The sequence below is a fragment of the Arthrobacter sp. zg-Y877 genome, from assembly GCF_030373105.1.
Lineage (GTDB): Bacteria > Actinomycetota > Actinomycetes > Actinomycetales > Micrococcaceae > Arthrobacter_B.
In genome coordinates, this window is sequence record NZ_JAUCPU010000002.1 from 570,593 (window position 1) to 586,579 (window position 15,987).

Annotated in this window: 18 protein-coding genes and 1 riboswitch; of the genes, 6 read left to right on the forward strand and 12 right to left on the reverse strand. The window is 66.2% G+C overall.

Annotated elements, in window-relative coordinates:
- Positions 1 to 19 precede the first annotated feature (19 nt).
- Both QNO03_RS06795 and QNO03_RS06800 read right to left on the reverse strand, forming a co-directional pair.
- The gene (locus tag QNO03_RS06795) at positions 20 to 1,093 is read right to left on the reverse strand and encodes an ATP-dependent DNA ligase (protein WP_289602675.1); all 1,074 of its coding nucleotides are present in this window, start codon (positions 1,091 to 1,093) and stop codon (positions 20 to 22) included.
- 10 nt (positions 1,094 to 1,103) lie between these two features.
- On the reverse strand, positions 1,104 to 1,655 hold the full coding sequence (locus QNO03_RS06800; protein ID WP_229947015.1) for an RBBP9/YdeN family alpha/beta hydrolase: 552 nt from the start codon (positions 1,653 to 1,655) through the stop codon (positions 1,104 to 1,106).
- A 71-nt stretch (positions 1,656 to 1,726) separates the two neighbouring features.
- On the opposite strand from QNO03_RS06800, the gene QNO03_RS06805 reads away from it, so the two are divergent.
- Positions 1,727 to 2,746 carry an LLM class flavin-dependent oxidoreductase gene (locus QNO03_RS06805; RefSeq protein WP_289602677.1) on the forward strand — a complete coding sequence of 340 codons (1,020 nt, stop codon included), beginning with the start codon at positions 1,727 to 1,729 and terminating at the stop codon, positions 2,744 to 2,746.
- A 578-nt stretch (positions 2,747 to 3,324) separates the two neighbouring features.
- Positions 3,325 to 3,457: riboswitch (SAM riboswitch) on the forward strand.
- Positions 3,458 to 3,472: 15 nt separating this feature from the next.
- Positions 3,473 to 3,877, forward strand: coding sequence for a hypothetical protein (locus QNO03_RS06810; RefSeq protein WP_289602679.1), 405 nt, complete (start codon positions 3,473 to 3,475; stop codon positions 3,875 to 3,877).
- 43 nt (positions 3,878 to 3,920) lie between these two features.
- Here QNO03_RS06810 and QNO03_RS06815 read toward each other — a convergent pair whose 3' ends face one another.
- From QNO03_RS06815 to QNO03_RS06830, 4 genes are all read right to left on the reverse strand, one after another.
- A complete protein-coding gene (locus QNO03_RS06815) occupies positions 3,921 to 4,076 on the reverse strand; it encodes a hypothetical protein (protein WP_289602680.1) in 156 nt (51 codons plus the stop codon).
- A 90-nt stretch (positions 4,077 to 4,166) separates the two neighbouring features.
- Positions 4,167 to 4,931 (reverse strand): CPBP family intramembrane glutamic endopeptidase, encoded by a 765-nt coding sequence (locus QNO03_RS06820; RefSeq protein WP_289602681.1) that lies wholly within the window; start codon positions 4,929 to 4,931, stop codon positions 4,167 to 4,169.
- Between the two features lie 60 nt (positions 4,932 to 4,991).
- Positions 4,992 to 5,873 carry an NAD(P)H-hydrate dehydratase gene (locus QNO03_RS06825; RefSeq protein ID WP_289602683.1) on the reverse strand — a complete coding sequence of 294 codons (882 nt, stop codon included), beginning with the start codon at positions 5,871 to 5,873 and terminating at the stop codon, positions 4,992 to 4,994.
- Positions 5,854 to 6,594, reverse strand: a complete 741-nt coding sequence (locus QNO03_RS06830; RefSeq protein ID WP_289602684.1) for a histidine phosphatase family protein — start codon at positions 6,592 to 6,594, stop codon at positions 5,854 to 5,856. The genes QNO03_RS06825 and QNO03_RS06830 overlap by 20 nt, the downstream gene beginning before the upstream one ends.
- 176 nt (positions 6,595 to 6,770) lie before the next feature.
- On the opposite strand from QNO03_RS06830, the gene QNO03_RS06835 reads away from it, so the two are divergent.
- Genes QNO03_RS06835 through QNO03_RS06845 form a run of 3 tightly spaced genes read left to right on the forward strand, consistent with a single transcriptional unit; the run spans position 6,771 to position 9,800 of the window.
- On the forward strand, positions 6,771 to 7,724 hold the full coding sequence (locus QNO03_RS06835; RefSeq protein WP_289602686.1) for a 1,4-dihydroxy-2-naphthoyl-CoA synthase: 954 nt from the start codon (positions 6,771 to 6,773) through the stop codon (positions 7,722 to 7,724).
- A 7-nt stretch (positions 7,725 to 7,731) separates the two neighbouring features.
- Positions 7,732 to 8,868: an AMP-binding protein gene (locus QNO03_RS06840; RefSeq protein ID WP_289602688.1), complete on the forward strand. Its 1,137-nt coding sequence runs from the start codon at positions 7,732 to 7,734 to the stop codon at positions 8,866 to 8,868.
- A gap of 47 nt (positions 8,869 to 8,915) precedes the next feature.
- Positions 8,916 to 9,800 carry a 1,4-dihydroxy-2-naphthoate polyprenyltransferase gene (locus QNO03_RS06845; RefSeq protein ID WP_289602689.1) on the forward strand — a complete coding sequence of 295 codons (885 nt, stop codon included), beginning with the start codon at positions 8,916 to 8,918 and terminating at the stop codon, positions 9,798 to 9,800.
- 56 nt (positions 9,801 to 9,856) lie between these two features.
- Here the strand turns inward: QNO03_RS06845 and QNO03_RS06850 are convergent, their stop codons facing one another.
- A complete protein-coding gene (locus QNO03_RS06850) occupies positions 9,857 to 10,162 on the reverse strand; it encodes a DUF4229 domain-containing protein (RefSeq protein ID WP_229946998.1) in 306 nt (101 codons plus the stop codon).
- Positions 10,163 to 10,246: 84 nt separating this feature from the next.
- Here QNO03_RS06850 and QNO03_RS06855 point away from each other — a divergent pair, with 84 nt between their 5' ends.
- The gene (locus QNO03_RS06855; protein WP_289602691.1) at positions 10,247 to 10,630 is read left to right on the forward strand and encodes a PLD nuclease N-terminal domain-containing protein; all 384 of its coding nucleotides are present in this window, start codon (positions 10,247 to 10,249) and stop codon (positions 10,628 to 10,630) included.
- Between the two features lie 195 nt (positions 10,631 to 10,825).
- Here QNO03_RS06855 and ccsB read toward each other — a convergent pair whose 3' ends face one another.
- The 5 genes from ccsB to QNO03_RS06880 form a co-directional block, all read right to left on the reverse strand.
- Positions 10,826 to 11,848, reverse strand: coding sequence for a c-type cytochrome biogenesis protein CcsB (gene ccsB, locus QNO03_RS06860; RefSeq protein ID WP_289602692.1), 1,023 nt, complete (start codon positions 11,846 to 11,848; stop codon positions 10,826 to 10,828).
- Positions 11,848 to 13,563 carry a cytochrome c biogenesis protein ResB gene (gene resB, locus QNO03_RS06865; RefSeq protein WP_502874555.1) on the reverse strand — a complete coding sequence of 572 codons (1,716 nt, stop codon included), beginning with the start codon at positions 13,561 to 13,563 and terminating at the stop codon, positions 11,848 to 11,850. The genes ccsB and resB overlap by 1 nt, the downstream gene beginning before the upstream one ends.
- A gap of 103 nt (positions 13,564 to 13,666) precedes the next feature.
- The gene (locus QNO03_RS06870; RefSeq protein WP_229946993.1) at positions 13,667 to 14,464 is read right to left on the reverse strand and encodes a cytochrome c biogenesis CcdA family protein; all 798 of its coding nucleotides are present in this window, start codon (positions 14,462 to 14,464) and stop codon (positions 13,667 to 13,669) included.
- Positions 14,465 to 14,469: 5 nt separating this feature from the next.
- Positions 14,470 to 15,105 carry a TlpA family protein disulfide reductase gene (locus QNO03_RS06875; protein ID WP_442860228.1) on the reverse strand — a complete coding sequence of 212 codons (636 nt, stop codon included), beginning with the start codon at positions 15,103 to 15,105 and terminating at the stop codon, positions 14,470 to 14,472.
- A 59-nt stretch (positions 15,106 to 15,164) separates the two neighbouring features.
- A complete protein-coding gene (locus QNO03_RS06880; protein ID WP_289602694.1) occupies positions 15,165 to 15,827 on the reverse strand; it encodes a histidine phosphatase family protein in 663 nt (220 codons plus the stop codon).
- Between the last annotated feature and the right edge of the window lie 160 nt (positions 15,828 to 15,987).

Consider the following 15,987-nt stretch of genomic DNA (forward strand, 5'->3'; position numbering starts at 1 on the left):
GGCCGCGCGGCCGGGATTGTCAGGAGTCGCCGGCGAGGACTTCCTCGAGATCGAACTTCACCGGCTCCTCCAGCTGCCCGTAGGTGCAGGATTCCGGGGTGCGGTCCGGCCGCCAGCGGGAAAACTGAGCCACATGGCGGAACCGTTCCCCCTCCATATGGTCATAACGCACCTCGATCACCCGTTCCGGGCGCAGCGGGACGAAGGAGAAGTCCTTCTTCCCGCTCCAGCGGCTGCCCTCGGAGTTACGCGGGGTGCGGTTGCCCTTCTCCTGCTCCCCCTCGGCCCAGGGATGCCCGTCCTCGACGGCGACCAGAGGCTGGAGTTCCTCGAACAGCTCCCGGCGCCGATCCATGGAGAAGGAACTTGCCGCGCCCACGTTCACCAGCACGCCGTCGTCGTTGTAGAGGCCCAGCAGCAGCGAACCGATGAGGTCCGGGCCGCTTTTGTGCACCCGGTAGCCCGCGAGCACGCAGTCGGCGGTGCGCTCATGCTTGAGTTTGGCCATGGTGCGCTTGTTGGGTGAGTACGGAGCGTCCAGGGGTTTGGCCACGATCCCGTCCAGCCCGGCGCCTTCGAAGCGGGCGAACCAGTCCTGCGCGCGGTCCGCGTCGTCGGTGGCGGCGGTGACGGAGACCGGTGCCTCCGCCGTTTTCAGGGCCTGCACCAGGGCTTCCCGGCGCTCGGAAAACGGGCGGTCGCGGTAGTCGGTGTCGCCCAGTGCCAGCAGGTCGAAGGCCACGAACCGGACCGGGGTTTCCTCAGCGAGCAGTTTTACCCGGCTGGCGGCGGGATGGATGCGCTGCTGGAGCAGTTCGAAATCGAGCCGCTTTCCGTCCGGGGCCACCATCACGATTTCGCCGTCCACCACGCACCGCTCGGGAAGATTCGTGCGGAGGGCGTCGACGAGTTCCGGGAAGTACCGTGTCATCGGCTTTTCGTTCCGGGAGCCGATTTCGACGTCGTCGCCGTCCCGGAAAATGATGGACCGGAACCCGTCCCACTTTGGTTCGTAGAGGTAGTCCCCGCGGGGCAGGGCGCTGACGGATTTGGCCAGCATCGGGGCAATCGGAGGCATCACCGGAAGATCCATGTGCCCATTCTTATCCGATTGCGGGCCGTTCCCCCAGCCCTGCGGTGAAGGCGGTGAACAGGTCGCGGCCCTGCTGCCAGGACCCCACACCGCTCTTTTCGTTGATGTGGGCCACCTCGCCGGCATCGATGACGGGCACGTTCCAGGCTGCGGCCATGCTCCGTGCCGCGGGCAGGGCGCAATAGGGGTCGCTCTGGCTGGCAATCAGCAGGCCGGGAACGGGCAGTTCCTCCATCCGCGGATTCCGGAATGTTTCAACAACTTGCGGGAAGGAGGCAGCAACGGGATCCGGCGGGCTGACCAGGAACGCGCCGCGGGCGCCGTCGGGGTTCCGATGCAGCCATTCCACTGCGGCCAGGCAGCCGAGGCTGTGCGCAACGAGGACCGTCTGCCCGTTCCGCGCTCCGGCGGACCGGTCCAGGGCGGCCATCCAGTCCTCCAGATCGGGTTCGTCCCACGACGACGGCGAGATGCGGGTGGCATCGGGCAGCTCTGCCTCCCAGCGGCTTTGCCACTGCTCCGGCGGTGAGCCCTGGTAGCCCGGGATTATGGTGATGTGCATTGGAGCTGCTTCCTTTCGCTGTCCTGCATGTGAGCGGGAATACTGCCGACCGCTCCGGCGCTGGAGCTGATATGAAGAAAATAGGGTTCCTGTCCTTCGGACATTACCGGAATGCGATTGGGTCGCTGACCCCTTCAGCGGGGGACGCACTGCGTCAGCAGGTTGAGTTGACCGTCGCTGCGGAGGAGGTCGGGGTGGATGGTGCCTATCTGCGGGTCCACCACTTCGCACCGCAGTTCTCCGCACCGTTCCCACTGCTCGCGGCTATGGCCGCCCGGACCAGCCGGATCGAGCTGGGCACCGGCGTGATCGACATGCGTTACATGAATCCGATCGGAATGGCCGAAGATGCTGCAGCCACCGATCTGATCAGCGCCGGACGGCTGCAGCTGGGCATCAGCCGGGGATCCCCCGAGCCGGCCCTGCGCGGCTATGAGTCCTTCGGCTACGTTCCCGGCCCGGATTCCTCCGACGCCGAGATGGCCCGGCAGCACACGGAAGTCTTCCGGGCCGCCATAGCCGGAGCAGGTGTGGCGCAGGCCGATCCGGCCATGACCGGCAGCACCGGCGCCATGGCCGTCGACCCCCTCTCCCCCGGTCTCCCCGACCGCATCTGGTGGGGGTCCGGCACCCGGGCCACCGCCAAATGGACCGGAGAGCAGGGCATGAACCTCATGAGCTCCACCCTCCTCACCGAAGACACCGGTGTGCCGTTCGATCAGCTGCAGGCCGAGCAGATCGCCGTGTACCGGCAGGCGTGGGCCGACGCCGGGCATCAGGGCACACCGCGTGTGTCCGTCAGCCGCAGCATCATTCCCCTGGTGACCGAGGCGGACCGGCGGTACTTCGGACTCCGCGCCCAGGCCGAAGGCCGCGACCAGGTGGGCCACCTCGACGGCGGCCTGGCCCGGTTCGGCAAGAGCTACATCGGTGAACCGGACGTCATCGCCGCGGAGCTGGCTGCAGATGCCGCCGTTCAGGAAGCGGACACGGTCCTGGTGACCGTGCCGAACCAGCTCGGCGTGGACTACAACGCGCAGCTGCTGGAAAGCATCGTCAAGCTCGTCGCCCCGGGGGCCGGCTGGCGGTAAGTCGCCGGTAGGTCCCTGGGGTGCCCACCCCAGCGGGCTGGAACCTTGGCACCTTCGGGGCCTGGATCCGGCGGCAACGAAATTCCCCGCTCGCAGAGCTCGCGGAGAATATTAAAGCCGCCTCCCCCAGACCCCTTCGTGCGTCCGTCACCGTCCGCCAAGCCCTTCGTGGGTCCGCTGCTTCCCGCCCCGCCTTGGGCGTGCGTCGACTCCTGCCAAACCCCTTCGTGGGTCCGTCTCCTCCCGGCGCCTTCGTGCGTCCGTCACCTTCCGCAATGCCCCGGATGGTGAGGAGCGGAGCCTCATCCCGGCTGTCGCATCCTTCGGGCCCACCTCTGGTGGGGAGTGTGCGAGGGTATTCGGCCCCGGGACCTTCCGCGGACGGAAGGCGAGCTGCGGACTATGGCGCCGGACGGGCCGGGTTAGGCGGCTTTAATAACTTTCGCGAGCTCTGCGAGCGGAAGTTTTCGTTGCCGCCGTTCCGGTCCGCCCGGCGCACCCACCGGAACGCTCACCGCCGCACACCCGGGAATGGCCCCTGTCGAAATGTCGGCGGCCTCCGCTAAAGTAGTTTTCAGCTTCACGAGATGTGGCCTCCGCCCGGGAAACCGGGCATAAAAGCTCCGACTGGCCCCACACCAACCCCACTGTTCGGCGGGTGGTTCGGATGACGAAGCGGCCTGCTTCGTCCGTTGCAGGCAAGGACAACCTGAAAAGGAACCCACTGTGAGCATTTCCAGTGTCAGCAAATCCGGTCTCAGCAACTGCAGCGGCTTCGCGCCGGGGCACAACATCCATTGGATCCACGGCCGCCGTCTCGAGGGCTGGGAGCAGTGGTCGGACGTCGAAGCCACGGCCGATCCGCAGCTGGACCTCATTTACCTGGTGTCCGAAGGAATCCAGCACCTGATGTGGTTCCACAACGTTCCGGCCGTTGCCACCGCACTGGCGGCCGCCGTCGACACCCCGCAGTGGTGCCAGCGCTATTCCACGCTGATGGTGCCCGGCGGCTTCGAGTCCGGTGCGCGGAGTTCTTTTTTCTACTTAGCCCGGCCGGAGCGGGTGGTTCCATGCAACGGCTCCCTGGTGCGGGCACCGGAAACTGAGCAGATCGAAAAGGCCGGCTCCTAGCTGCCGTACCGCCCCGGCATCCGGATGCCGGGGCGGCTCGGTGCTACAGGGGTTCTCCGGTTTCGCCGGGCACGCCACGAAGCTGGGCGATGCGCAGCCGCAGGAAGATAATCACCAACACCAGCGCCCACACCACCAGGACTGAAACCCCGATAACCGCGAGCAGATACAAAATTCCAAACGCCGAGCCGATTGCCATGTTGTCCCCCATTGTTGCCGGATTATTGACCGGTTGGTGGCGATGCTACCGCAGTGCTCAGGCACCCACTTCTCCGGCGGCGAGGCCCGGCTACTGCTGAAGCAGCTCCGGCGGGACCGCGTACATCACCAGCACCCCCAGGAGGTTCTTCGCCGCGTGCACCCCGTAGGACAGCATGAAGTTGTTGCCCGCCCAGACATAGAGGCCGACCAGGGTGGCACCCATCGCCAGGTAAGGCACCAGGACCGGCAGGGTGAGGGATTCCTTGCCCACGACGTGGATGGACGCGAACAACAGGACCGACAGGATGCCGCAGGCCCAGATATTCCAGTACCGGCTGAGCTTGCCGATCAGCAGGTGCCGGAAGATGTACTCCTCCACAAAGGGCGCCAGCACCACGATCAGGGGAATGATCAGCCAGGGCGAGACGGACCCGACAAACCCCTGGACCGCTTCCTGGTTCGCTGCGGTCTGGACATCCCCTGTCACCAGGACAGCGGCCATGGTGGCGATGAGCATGATGATGACGCCCGCGGGAATCAGAGACAGCGTCAGCACCGGGCGGGTGGCCAGGATCTTCGTTTCCCGCACCACATACGGGCGGGCCGCAAGGAAGGCCAAAAGGCCGGCAACTGCGTAGAAGCCCAGGTTCAGGACGTAGGAGGCGGTGAGGGGATCCGGAACCACCATCACCAGCACCGGGAAAATGAGCCCCGGTGCGAAACTCAAGACCAGCAGGAACAGGACATAGAATCCGGCCGCCACGGCATCCCGCCGGGTGAAGCGGTAGGAAAGCCACGGTATCGACGCCGGTGGACGCCCCGCCGGTCCGGTCCGGTATTCGTTCGCAGTCATACCCTCAGGATATGGGCCATCCCGGAGCTATGGGGCATCCGGCGGGGATACAGGCCTGCGCTAATTCAGCTCCGCGATCACCGGAGGCATGGCGTCCAGCAATTCCCGTGCCAGGAAGCTGAGCGGCCCCCGGGAGGCTGAGAGCCGGTCCCCGCTCACGGCGTGCAGATAGGTTCCCCAACAGGCAGCCTGTTCCGGCGTCGCCCCGCGGGCCAGGAACCCGCCTACGGCACCGGCAAGGACATCCCCGGAACCGGAAGTGCCCAGACCGGAATTTCCGGCAGGAACCTCCCAGCTCTTTCCGTCGGGAGCGGTAATAACGTTGTGTGCGCTGACCACGGCGGAGTATTTCCGCGCCACTTCCAGGGACGCCTTCGCCAGGTCCAGGGAATCTTCGTCCGCCTCCTCATCCTCGAGCAGGCGGATGATTTCGGCGCCGTTCGGGGTCAGGACGAGGCGTCCGGCCAGGGCATCGTAAAGATCAGGCAGTCCGGGCAGCACACCGAGGGCATACGCATCCAGCACCACCTGTGTCTTGTCCCCGAGCAGCGGCACCACTGACCGCAGCAGCGCTGCTGCCTGGTCGGGGTCATCCAGCCCGGGGCCGATCACTACGGCCGACGCGGTTGAAAGATCGGATTCAAGCAATGCACCGGCCGCCTCGCCGTCAATCCCGCCGGATTCCTCGCGCAGTCCGACCACCCCGGATTCGGGGATCGCAACGGCCACGGCGATCGCCGCCGATTCCGCCAACCCCATGGTCAGGCGGCCGGCACCGACCCGCAGTCCGGCAAGACCGGTCAGCATCACGGCTCCGGGGGTGCGGCGGGCTCCGCCGATCACCAGTACGGTGCCGCGGTCTTCCTTGCCGGAGGCCTCGGTGGACAGCCTCCAGCCGCGCAGCAGCGCAGGGGTGACGAGCTCAGCGGGGGTGGATGTCATCAGTTTCTCCTGCATGTTCGGTTACGGGCGCTCCGCCGTCCTGCAGGTGGAGCACGTTGTTAAAGGTGTGCAGCTGCCACGGCCCGGTTCCGCTGGGACGCACCAGCCGGGTGACGGAACCGTTCCGTACGCTGTTGGCGGCGGCGGTGTCCAGCAGTTCCTGCTCGCTCATCCGTTCCAGAACGTAGCGGATCAGCAGGATCACGGCGTCATGGCAGACCACTGCCACCCGCTTGCCGTCTTCCTCGTCATCCAGATCGCGGAAGACCGAGCGCAGCCGCAGTGCGACGTCGGCCCAGGACTCGCCGCCCGGCGGCCGGTATACGAACTTGCCCAGCCAGGACCGGCGTTCGGCTTCCTCCGGAAAACGTGCCGCGACGCCGGCAGAGGTCAGCAGGTCCAAAATGCCCAGTTCCCGGTCGCGCAGGCGTTCATCAATCCGCATACCGCCGGTGATGCCGGGCAGTCCCGCCAGTTCCGCGGTCTGCCGTGCCCTCAGGTAGGGCGAGCACCAGACGGAGTCGGGCCGTTCCCCAGCGGGAAGCCCGGCAAACCAGCGGCCCAGTGCTGCGGCCTGCTGTTCGCCGTCGGCGCTCAAGGGAACGTCGGGGTCCCGCCATGGAATGTCAATGCGTTCGGCGCCCTCGCGGCCGGCGCGGGTAGCGGCCACATTGCCTGCGGATTCACCGTGGCGTACCAGAATAAGTTCAGTTGCACCCATGCTCCGACTCTACCTGCCGGTGCACGCAGACCAAGGGAAACAAAACCGGCCCGCCGGCCTGCGACACGCCCTGCCGTCACAGCGGGGCCCGGATAACCACTGGGCACCAATGGAGCCGCAACCGTTCCCGGTGTGCAGTGTCCGGCGGTATTGCCCACTGGCGATAAACTCGATTCGTGAGCTCAGAACTTCCAGCACAGGTGTCCGATATTTTCGACCCGCAGCAGTGGCGTCTTGTTTCCGGGTTCGAGGACCTGCAGGACATGACCTACCACCGCCAGGTGGAGCGCGGCGCCGACGGCACCGTAGTGCGTGACCTGCCGACGGTGCGCATCGCGTTCAACCGTCCGGAAGTCCGCAATGCCTTCCGCCCCGGGACCGTGGACGAGCTGTACCGTGCCATGGACCACGCACGGATGACGCCGGACGTTGCCACTGTGCTGCTCACCGGCAACGGCCCCTCCCCCAAGGACGGCGGCCACTCGTTCTGCTCCGGCGGGGACCAGCGGATCCGCGGCCGCGACGGCTACCGGTACGCAGAGGGTGAAACCAAAGAGACCATCGACCCGGCGCGTGCGGGACGGCTGCACATCCTGGAAGTCCAGCGGCTCATGCGGACCATGCCCAAGGTGGTCATCGCCGTCGTCAACGGCTGGGCGGCAGGCGGCGGGCACAGCCTGCATGTGGTCTCGGACCTGACCATCGCCTCACGCCAGCACGGCAAGTTCAAGCAGACCGATGCCACCGTGGGCAGCTTCGACGCCGGCTACGGCTCGGCGCTGCTGGCCCGGCAGATCGGCCAGAAGAAGGCGCGGGAAATCTTCTTCCTGGCGCGCGAGTACTCGGCCGAGGACATGGTCGCCATGGGGGCGGTCAATGAAGCCGTCGACCATGCGGACCTGGAAAAGGTGGCACTGGAATACGCCGCAGACATTGCCCGGCAGTCCCCGCAGGCCATCCGCATGCTCAAGTTCGCCTTCAACCTGGCCGACGACGGGCTGGCCGGGCAGCAGGTCTTCGCCGGCGAAGCAACCCGCCTGGCCTACATGACGGACGAGGCGGTGGAGGGCAAGGAAGCATTCCTTGCCAAGCGTGATCCGGACTGGTCCTCCTTCCCCTACTACTTCTAGGAGCGCATTGGAACTGCTCCCAGTCCTGGTGACTCCGGGTTTCGACGCCGGAATGCTGCTCTCCCCGCTGGCCGACGCGCTGGCGGGTGAGGGACCGGCCGTCGCACCGCACACCGATCCGGCCCAGACCTTTACGGGCGAACTGCCCAACGACGACATTGCCCTGGTCGTCAGCACCTCCGGTTCCACCGGCACCCCGAAGCAGACCATGCTCAGCACCGATGCGCTGGCTGCTTCCTCGATGGCAACCGCCGTCGCGCTGAAGGCGGACGGCCAGTGGCTGTCCGCCCTGCCGGTCAACTACATTGCCGGAATCCAGGTCCTGGTCCGTTCCCTGTACGCCGGCACCCAGCCGGTCTTTATGGATTTGTCCGTGCCGTTCAGCGCCGAGGTGTTCACGCGTGCCGCAGAGGACATGACGGACCGCAACCGCTTCACGTCCCTGGTCCCCACCCAGCTGCACCGCCTGCTGCAGGATCCGGCACCCGAAACCCTCCGTGTGCTGCGCCGGTTCAACGCCATCCTGCTCGGCGGCGCACCGGCCGGCGCCTCCCTGCTGGACAAGGCCCGCGGTTACGGGCTCAACGTGGTGACCACCTACGGCATGAGTGAAACGTGCGGCGGGTGCGTTTACGACGGTGTCCCGCTGCCCGGCGTCGACGTCATCCGGTGGGAGGGGCGCCTCTGGATTGCCGGTGACGTCCTTGCGGATGGCTACATGGGCCGGCCGGACCTCACCAGCGACCGTTTCCGGTTCAACTCGGGACAACGCTGGTTCCGTACGGATGACACCGGGACGGTCGACGACGACGGTCGGGTCAGTGTCTCCGGACGGCTGGATGACGTTATCGTCAGCGGCGGAATCAAGGTCTCCGCGCAGGCAGTGGCCGAGGCCGTGGAAACCGTCCCCGGCGTCGAGCAGGCGTTTGTGCTGGGCCTGGACGACGCCGAGTGGGGCTCCCAGGTGGGGGCCGCCGTCGTCGGCAGCGTTGACCCGGAACTGGTACGCGAAGCCGTGCGCTCCCGGCTCGGCTCGGCCGCAGTCCCCAAGGTGGTCCTGCTGCTTGAATCCCTGCCCCTGCTGCCCACCGGCAAGGCGGACCGGATGACCCTGCTGCGGCTGCTGGCCGCTGCGCGGCACTGAACCGCCGCTACAACACCTGTCTCGACTAAGAACTAAGGAACAACACCGTGGCTACAGCCGCCCAATGGTTAGAAGGCGCCCGCCCCCGGACGCTGCCGATGGCAATCGCGCCGGTCATCATCGGATCCGCCGCCGCGTACGACCTCGGGGCATTCCACCCCGTCCGCGCAGTGCTGGCCGCCCTCATTGCCATCCTGCTGCAGGTCGGCGTGAATTACGCCAATGACTATTCCGACGGCATCCGCGGAACCGACGACAACCGGGTGGGTCCGCTGCGGCTGACCGGTTCGCGCCTCGCCTCCCCGAAGCAGGTCAAGTACGCCGCATTCGCCTGCTTCGGCGCCGCCATGCTGGCAGGAGTCGTCCTCGTGGTCCTGGCCTCCACCTGGTCCCTGATCCTCGTGGGAATCGGCTGCGTAGCCGCCGCGTGGGGCTACACCGGAGGCAAGAATCCCTACGGCTACCTGGGCCTGGGCGATGTGTTCGTCTTCGTGTTCTTCGGACTGGTGGCCACACTGGGCACCACCTACACCCAGGCGCTGGAAATCAATACGGCTGCTGTCCTGGGCGCCGTCGGCACCGGACTGATCGCCATGGCGCTGCTGATGGCCAACAATGTCCGGGACATCCCCACGGACCGCGAGTCCGGCAAGCGGACCCTTGCGGTCCGGCTGGGCGACGGGCCGGCACGGATCAGCTACGTCATGATGCTGGCCCTGGCCCTGCTGCTGCCGCTGTTCATTGCCGGAGACTACCCGTGGATCCTGCTGGTGCTGCTCCTGATCCCGGCATGCATCCTGCCCGCCTGGCTCATGCTGACCGGAAAGAAGCGCGGCAGCCTGATCCCCGTGCTGAAGCACACGGGCATGATCAACCTCGGTTTCAGCGTGCTGTACGGCGCCGGGCTCGTCATCACCCGGCTCCTGGCCTAATAGCTGTCCGGCTTAGGGCTCCGGGGCTAGGGCTCCGGGGCTAGGGCCTGCCGGGGCTAGGCTTCGCGGCGGCGGTCGTTGTCGACCTGCACGTCCGGGTGCTCTGCCACGAGGTTGTCCTCGGCTGCTGAGTCATCCAGCTCGCCCTGGCTGCGCTTGGGTGCGCGTTCCTCGGTGAACCGGCGCTGCACGGTGCGGGCCGCTTCGTCGCGCATGTCCCGCGCAAACAGGTACGTGACGCACCAGGCCATGACGGCGGCAGCCAGTGCCGAAAGCAGGAGGCCCAGTCCGAGCAGCATGCAGATCGCGAAGAAGACGGCCACCAAACCCAGGCGGAGTGCGGTAAATTTCCAGAAAGCCACGCCTTCATTCTATGCGCTTGGCGTCCTGGGCGTTCCTTCCCCCTGCAGGCCCCCGCGGGCAGGACCCTCCACTACAATGGCCGTATGCCCCGTCTTGTGTTGTTCGGCGTCATCATCGTCGCTGCCGTGATCATCTATGCCGCCATCGACTGCGTTATGTCCCGGGCAAACGAGGTGCGCAGCATCTCCAAGACCTCATGGCTGTTCACGATCATCCTTATCCCCGTCCTGGGCGCAGTGCTCTGGTTCCTCTTCGGCCGCCCGTCCGGCGGATCCCCGGGAGGTTCCGGACCGCGCGAGCCGCGGCGGCCGTCGGCCCCCGACGACGATCCCGACTTCCTGCGCAACCTGGAGATCCGGCGCCGCCAGGCCCAGAAGGAAGCCGAGCTCCGGGCCCGTGAGGCCGAGCTGCGTGCCCGTGAAGAGGGCCGCGGCAAGCAGAACGACGACGGCAAGCCCGGAGCCTGAGACTCCTCGCCTACCCTGCGGTGCCCCTTCGACGCCCACCGGCGGCTCGAGAAGCATCAGCTCTTGAGCCCGGCCGCCGCCTGTCAGGACCAGCATCTCCCCCGCTAAGCCGGCAGGACCGGCAGCAAAAGACCCGTCCCGGAGAGTTCCGGAACGGGTCTTTTCTGCTGCTGGAGGCGTTCGGCCCCGCTGGGGCTAGACGCCTGAGTAGCTGTGCAGCCCGGAGAAGAACATGTTCACGATGGTGAAATTGAAGATCACGCAGAGGTAGCCGACAATCGACAGCCAGGCGGACCGGGTCCCGGTCCAGCCGCGGGTGGCGCGGGCGTGCAGGTAGCCGGCGTAGACCACCCAGATAACGAACGTCCAGACTTCCTTGGTGTCCCAGCCCCAGTAACGGCCCCATGCCTGTTCGGCCCAGATTGCACCGGCCATAAGGGTGAAGGTCCACAGCACGAACGCCACCGCGTTGATGCGGTAGGAAAGATTCTCCAGGCTCTGCGCCGACGGCACGATGCGCATGAAGGGCAGCCGCTCCTTGCGTCCGGAGCGGATACGGGTTTCCCGGTCGGCCTGGAGCAGCTGCAGCGCGGACATGGCGAACGTGAGCGTGAACAGTGCCGAGGCGATCACGGCAACGGATACGTGGATGATCAGCCAGTAGCTCTGGAGCGCCGGAACAAGGTGTGCCACCGGCGTCGGGAACCCGATGGTGGCGGCCATCATCATTACCAGCACCAAGCCAAGCACCACGGTGCCGAGGAAGCGCAGGTCGCGGCGGGTCAGCACCAGCAGGAACACCACGGCCACCACCAGGGCGCCGGTGGTGCAGAACTCGTACATGTTTCCCCACGGAACCCGGTGCGCAGCCATGCCGCGGGTGACGACGCCGGCCGCATGGATGGCGGCAGCCAACACGGTCAGCGCGACGCCAACCCGTGCTGCGTTGCGGCGCGGACCGGTGTAGCCCATGGCCGAGTCGGCGGTCTGCGCTTCACGGCTGCCGTCGGCGTCCCAGTCCCGGACGGAGCCGTTGCCGGCCGGGACGGTTTCCCGCACGGCCGTCTTTTGTTCCAGCCTGCTCTCCACCGCCTTGATGGTTTTGCTGCTCTTGGCCAGGTCCCAGGTGAACGCCAGGAACGCCGCCGTGTAGGCGAATGCCGCCAGCAGCATGAAGAGCTCGCTGTAACTCGCGAGGGTGTAATCGATGGAGGGCATTACCGGTCCTTATCTGATTCTTCTGCGGCGCTGCTGTCCGCCGGTGCGTTTGCGGGTACGGTAACCCGCCCAACATTGTGTCCTTCTGCGTCCTGCGGTGCCAACCACTTCGCGGCAAACTGGCCGCGCAGTGCTGCGGCTTCGCTGGTGAGGCGGGGATCTTCGCCCCGGGCCAGGAGCCCGTACTCGACCATGACCCGGCCGTCCGGATGCTGGCCGGCCCGCACCCAGACCCGCCTGCGCGCCAGGAACAGGGACGCGGCAAGTCCGGACAGGGAGAGCACGGCGAACACGAGCACGCCGGTCTTTGCCGGGTCGTAGTGGATGTCCAGTGCAGCGTACCGCTTGAGCCCGTCGAAGGTGATCGATCCCTTGCCGTCGGGCAGCTCGTAGGTCTGGTTGGCGCCCAGGACAATACCGCCGGCGTCCAGGTCGCGGTTATTCAGCGGCGTCAGGTCTTCGGTCTCCAGCACGTAAACGTTGGAGGGGACACCTTCGTCCAGCCCCAGGTCGCCGTAGTAGGAGTTGAGGTTCAGCTGCGGGTTGATCGGGTCCGGATCGCCGGAGTAGCTGACCCCGGCCTCGTCGATCATGGCGGTGGGAAGGAAGAAGCCGACGAAGCCGAGCTGGTCGGGCTTGGCATCGGGGGCCTTGACCACGGCCAGCGAGGTGTACATGGCGTCGGTGGGCACCGCGACCACGGGGCCTTCCAGCGCCACGTTGCCCTCGCCGTCGCGCACGGTCACCACGGGAGCGTAGCCGTTGCCGACCAGGTATACCCGGGTTCCGCCCAGCGTCAGGGGCGAGTTGACCTTGAGGACCTGCTCCTCCGGCTCGGCGTCGGGGTCTTCCTTCACGGTCATGTGAGCGGTGAAGTCCAGGGGCTGGCCGTAGTGGGTCTCGGATTCGCGGTCGAACTCGATGTCGAACTCATCCAGCGTGAGCGAGTACGGGCTCAGCTGGCTTTCGGAGAAGTTGGAGCCCGGTGTGAAGGTGTCGTAGCTGACCAGGGTGTTGACGAAGGACTCCCCCTCCACCACGATCTTCTGTCCGCTGTAGCCAAACAATCCGCCTACGGCAACGCAGGCCAGGACACCGATGAGGCTGGTATGGAAGACCAGGTTGCCCAGTTCCTTGGCAAACCCGCGCTCCGCGCCGACGGACGGACGGTCGCTGTCCCCATCCCGGACGTCTACCCGGTAACCGCGGCGGCGGAGGATTTTCGCGGCGTCGCGCACGGCGTCCGCCGGGGTCAGGGACGCGTTGGCCGGAACCGTGAGGGTTCCGTACTCGGGCATCCGTGACAGGCGGCTGGGCGTGCGCGGAGGCTTCGAGCGCATCGCCTTGAAGTGCGCCTTGGCCCGGGGAATGACGCAGCCGATCAGGGAGATGAAGAGCAGCAGGTAAATAGCCGAGAACCAGACGGAGGAATACACGTCAAAGAGCTGGAAACGGTCAAGCCACGGACCGGTCTCGGGGTTGTCCTTGAGGTACTGCGTCACGACGGCGGGATCGGCGGGGCGCTGCGGGAACAGGGAACCGGGAACGGCGGCGACGGCGAGGAGCAGCAGCAGGAACAGGGCCGTCTTCATGCTGGTCAGCTGGGTCCAGGCCCAACGCAGGGTGCCGAGCAGCCCCAGGGCGGGCAGCGCAACATCGTCCTTCCGGTCCTTGGCAGGGCGGGAGGGGCGGGGCGTTGTTGCTTTGTCTGTCACGTTATCCGGTCCCGGGGTCAAAGTTTTCTCATGGTTCGTCTGTTCTCATTTTGTTCGGTGTTCCGCTGTTCGGTGGTGCGCGGATCGTTCTGTGCTGCGCGAATCAGATCGGCAGGGACACGTTACCCAACCAACCTTGGAGCTCGTTGATCCACAGGTTCCAGACGCCGCTGACCATCAGCAGGCCGAGGACAATCAGCATGCCGCCTCCGAAGCGCTGCAGGGCCAGGCGGTGGCGGCGGAAGATGCCCAGGGCACCCATCCCGCGCCGGAAGCCGATGGCGATGAGCAGGAAAGGCAGCCCGAGTCCAAGGCAGTACACGAACGTCAGCAGCGCGCCCTTGGCGGCGCTGGCATCGCTTCCCGAAAAGGAGAGCAGCTGCACAGCGGAGAGTGTGGGACCGATGCACGGCGCCCAGCCCAAGCCGAAGGTGATGCCCAGCACCGGCGCACCCCACAGCCCGGCCGGGGGTTTCGCCTCGATTTTGCGGTCCCGCTGGAACCAGCTCATCCCGCCCATGAAAACAATGCCCAGCAGGATCACCACCACGCCGAGGGCCTGCGTGATCCATTCCTGTTCGGAGCCTTTCAGCCAGGCGCCCAGCTGTCCGATTCCGGCGCCAAGGGCCACGAAGACCACCGAGAAGCCCAGGACGAACAATCCGATGCCCGCGAACATCCTGCCCCTGCGCTGCTTTTGCAGGTCGACGCCGGTCAGCCCGGTGACGTAGCCGAGGTACCCCGGAACCAGGGGCAGCACGCAGGGGGAAAGGAAGGACACGAGGCCGGCCAGGGCAGCCACCGGGATGGCCAGCAGCACGGACCCGTTCAGCACGGTGTCGGCAAAGGTGTTTGCAGTGGACTCGGCCACGGGAGCCACGACGGCGGGAAGGAAGGACACTGTCCCTACGCTGCCAGCGCGTCGCTGATCAGGGCCTTCAACGTGCCCTTGTCCGCCAGCCCGAGGATGCGGGCCGCCACGCGGCCCTGCCGGTCCAGCACCAGGGTGGTGGGCACGGCCGACGGCGGGACGAAGTTGGTCATGGCCAGCAGCACGCCGCCGTCCTTATCCCTGAAGCTGGGGTAGGGAATGTTGAAGTTCCGCTCGAACGCCTCTGCGGTGGCCTTCTCGTCGCGGATATTCACGCCGTAGAACCGGGCACCTTCGGAAGTGAAGTCATCATGAAGTTCCACCAGGTCCGGCGCTTCCTTCCGGCACGGAGCGCACGCTGCGTACCAGAAGTTGAGGACGACGACGTCTCCGGCCCATTCGGCGGAGGTGACTTCGGTGCCGTCAAACAGGGTTCCTGCCAGCTGCACGGCGTCGCCGCGGTCGGAAGCGTCGTATTCGGTCACCGAGCCGTCACCGGCAATGTAATTCTTGTTGTCTCCTGCGTTTGCCTGTTCAGCCAAGGGGTCATCCGTGGAACAGCCGGCTGCGGCAGCGGCGAACGGGACAGCGAGGGCCAGCCCGGCACCGAGCCGAAGGAAGGAGCGGCGGCCGAAGGCTTCCCGCTCAACAGGGCTCTGACGGTTCTTCAAGGATTTCCAGCTTTCATCGCGGCAGGGAGGAGCCACTTCTACAACGCGTAGTAATTCTATTATGCTCCCGGAACATTTGCTGCACCGGGAAGGAGGTCGACGCTCGGCTCGGCGTAGCGCACGCCGGTGAGCACGGCGCCGTCGAACTCCAGGGTGGTGATGGAGGTCAGGGTGCACTCGCGCTGGCGCGGATCGTGCCAGAGCTTCTTGCCCTCGGCGGCAAGCCGGGTCACCCAGATGGGCAGCTGATGGCTGACGAGGACCGCTTCGGCATTGTCCCCGCCGAGTTCCACGGCGCGCATCCGCGCGTCGTCGACGGCAGACATTACGCGGGCAACCTGCTTCGCGTAGGGCTCGCCCCAGGAGGGACGCATGGGGTTGCGCAGGAGCGGCCAGTAACGGGGATTGCGCAGCTTGCTCTTGATGCGGGACATCCCTTCAAAACGGTTTTCCGCTTCGATGATCCGCTCATCCGTAGCAATCTGCAGGTTCAGTGCAGCAGCCAAAGGAGCAGCAGTTTCCTGGGCCCGGGTCAGGGGCGAGGCCACGAGGTAGACCAGGTTGGCCCCTTTGCTGCGCTCTTCTGTGAAGTGTTCCGCCACCCGGTCCGCCATCTGGCGTCCGAGGTCGGACAGGTGGAACTGCGGAAGGCGTCCGTACAGGACCTTGTCCGGATTGAAGACTTCACCGTGGCGCACGAGGTGTATGGATGAGCGGGACATGTGTCCCAGTTTCGCAGAGTTGGAGCCAGCAGCTAAATTCCGGAAGCCCACCTCGGGCATTTCACTTGAACCTTTAACCAAACCGTGCAACACTGTATGCAAATGCATGAAACGTGCCGTCGGGGTCCCCCTCCGGCACCGCTACCAGAAGGAGCTCTCC

Excerpts from the sequence above, each read along its gene's own strand:
- QNO03_RS06795 (WP_289602675.1), bottom strand. The coding sequence starts at position 1,093 with ATGGATCTTCCGGTGATGCCTCCGATTGCCCCGATGCTGGCCAAATCC.
- QNO03_RS06800 (WP_229947015.1), bottom strand. The coding sequence starts at position 1,655 with ATGCACATCACCATAATCCCGGGCTACCAGGGCTCACCGCCGGAGCAG.
- QNO03_RS06805 (WP_289602677.1), top strand. The coding sequence starts at position 1,727 with ATGAAGAAAATAGGGTTCCTGTCCTTCGGACATTACCGGAATGCGATT.
- QNO03_RS06815 (WP_289602680.1), bottom strand. The coding sequence starts at position 4,076 with ATGGCAATCGGCTCGGCGTTTGGAATTTTGTATCTGCTCGCGGTTATC.
- QNO03_RS06820 (WP_289602681.1), bottom strand. The coding sequence starts at position 4,931 with ATGACTGCGAACGAATACCGGACCGGACCGGCGGGGCGTCCACCGGCG.
- QNO03_RS06825 (WP_289602683.1), bottom strand. The coding sequence starts at position 5,873 with ATGACATCCACCCCCGCTGAGCTCGTCACCCCTGCGCTGCTGCGCGGC.
- QNO03_RS06830 (WP_289602684.1), bottom strand. The coding sequence starts at position 6,594 with ATGGGTGCAACTGAACTTATTCTGGTACGCCACGGTGAATCCGCAGGC.
- QNO03_RS06855 (WP_289602691.1), top strand. The coding sequence starts at position 10,247 with ATGCCCCGTCTTGTGTTGTTCGGCGTCATCATCGTCGCTGCCGTGATC.
- ccsB (WP_289602692.1), bottom strand. The coding sequence starts at position 11,848 with ATGCCCTCCATCGATTACACCCTCGCGAGTTACAGCGAGCTCTTCATG.
- QNO03_RS06880 (WP_289602694.1), bottom strand. The coding sequence starts at position 15,827 with ATGTCCCGCTCATCCATACACCTCGTGCGCCACGGTGAAGTCTTCAAT.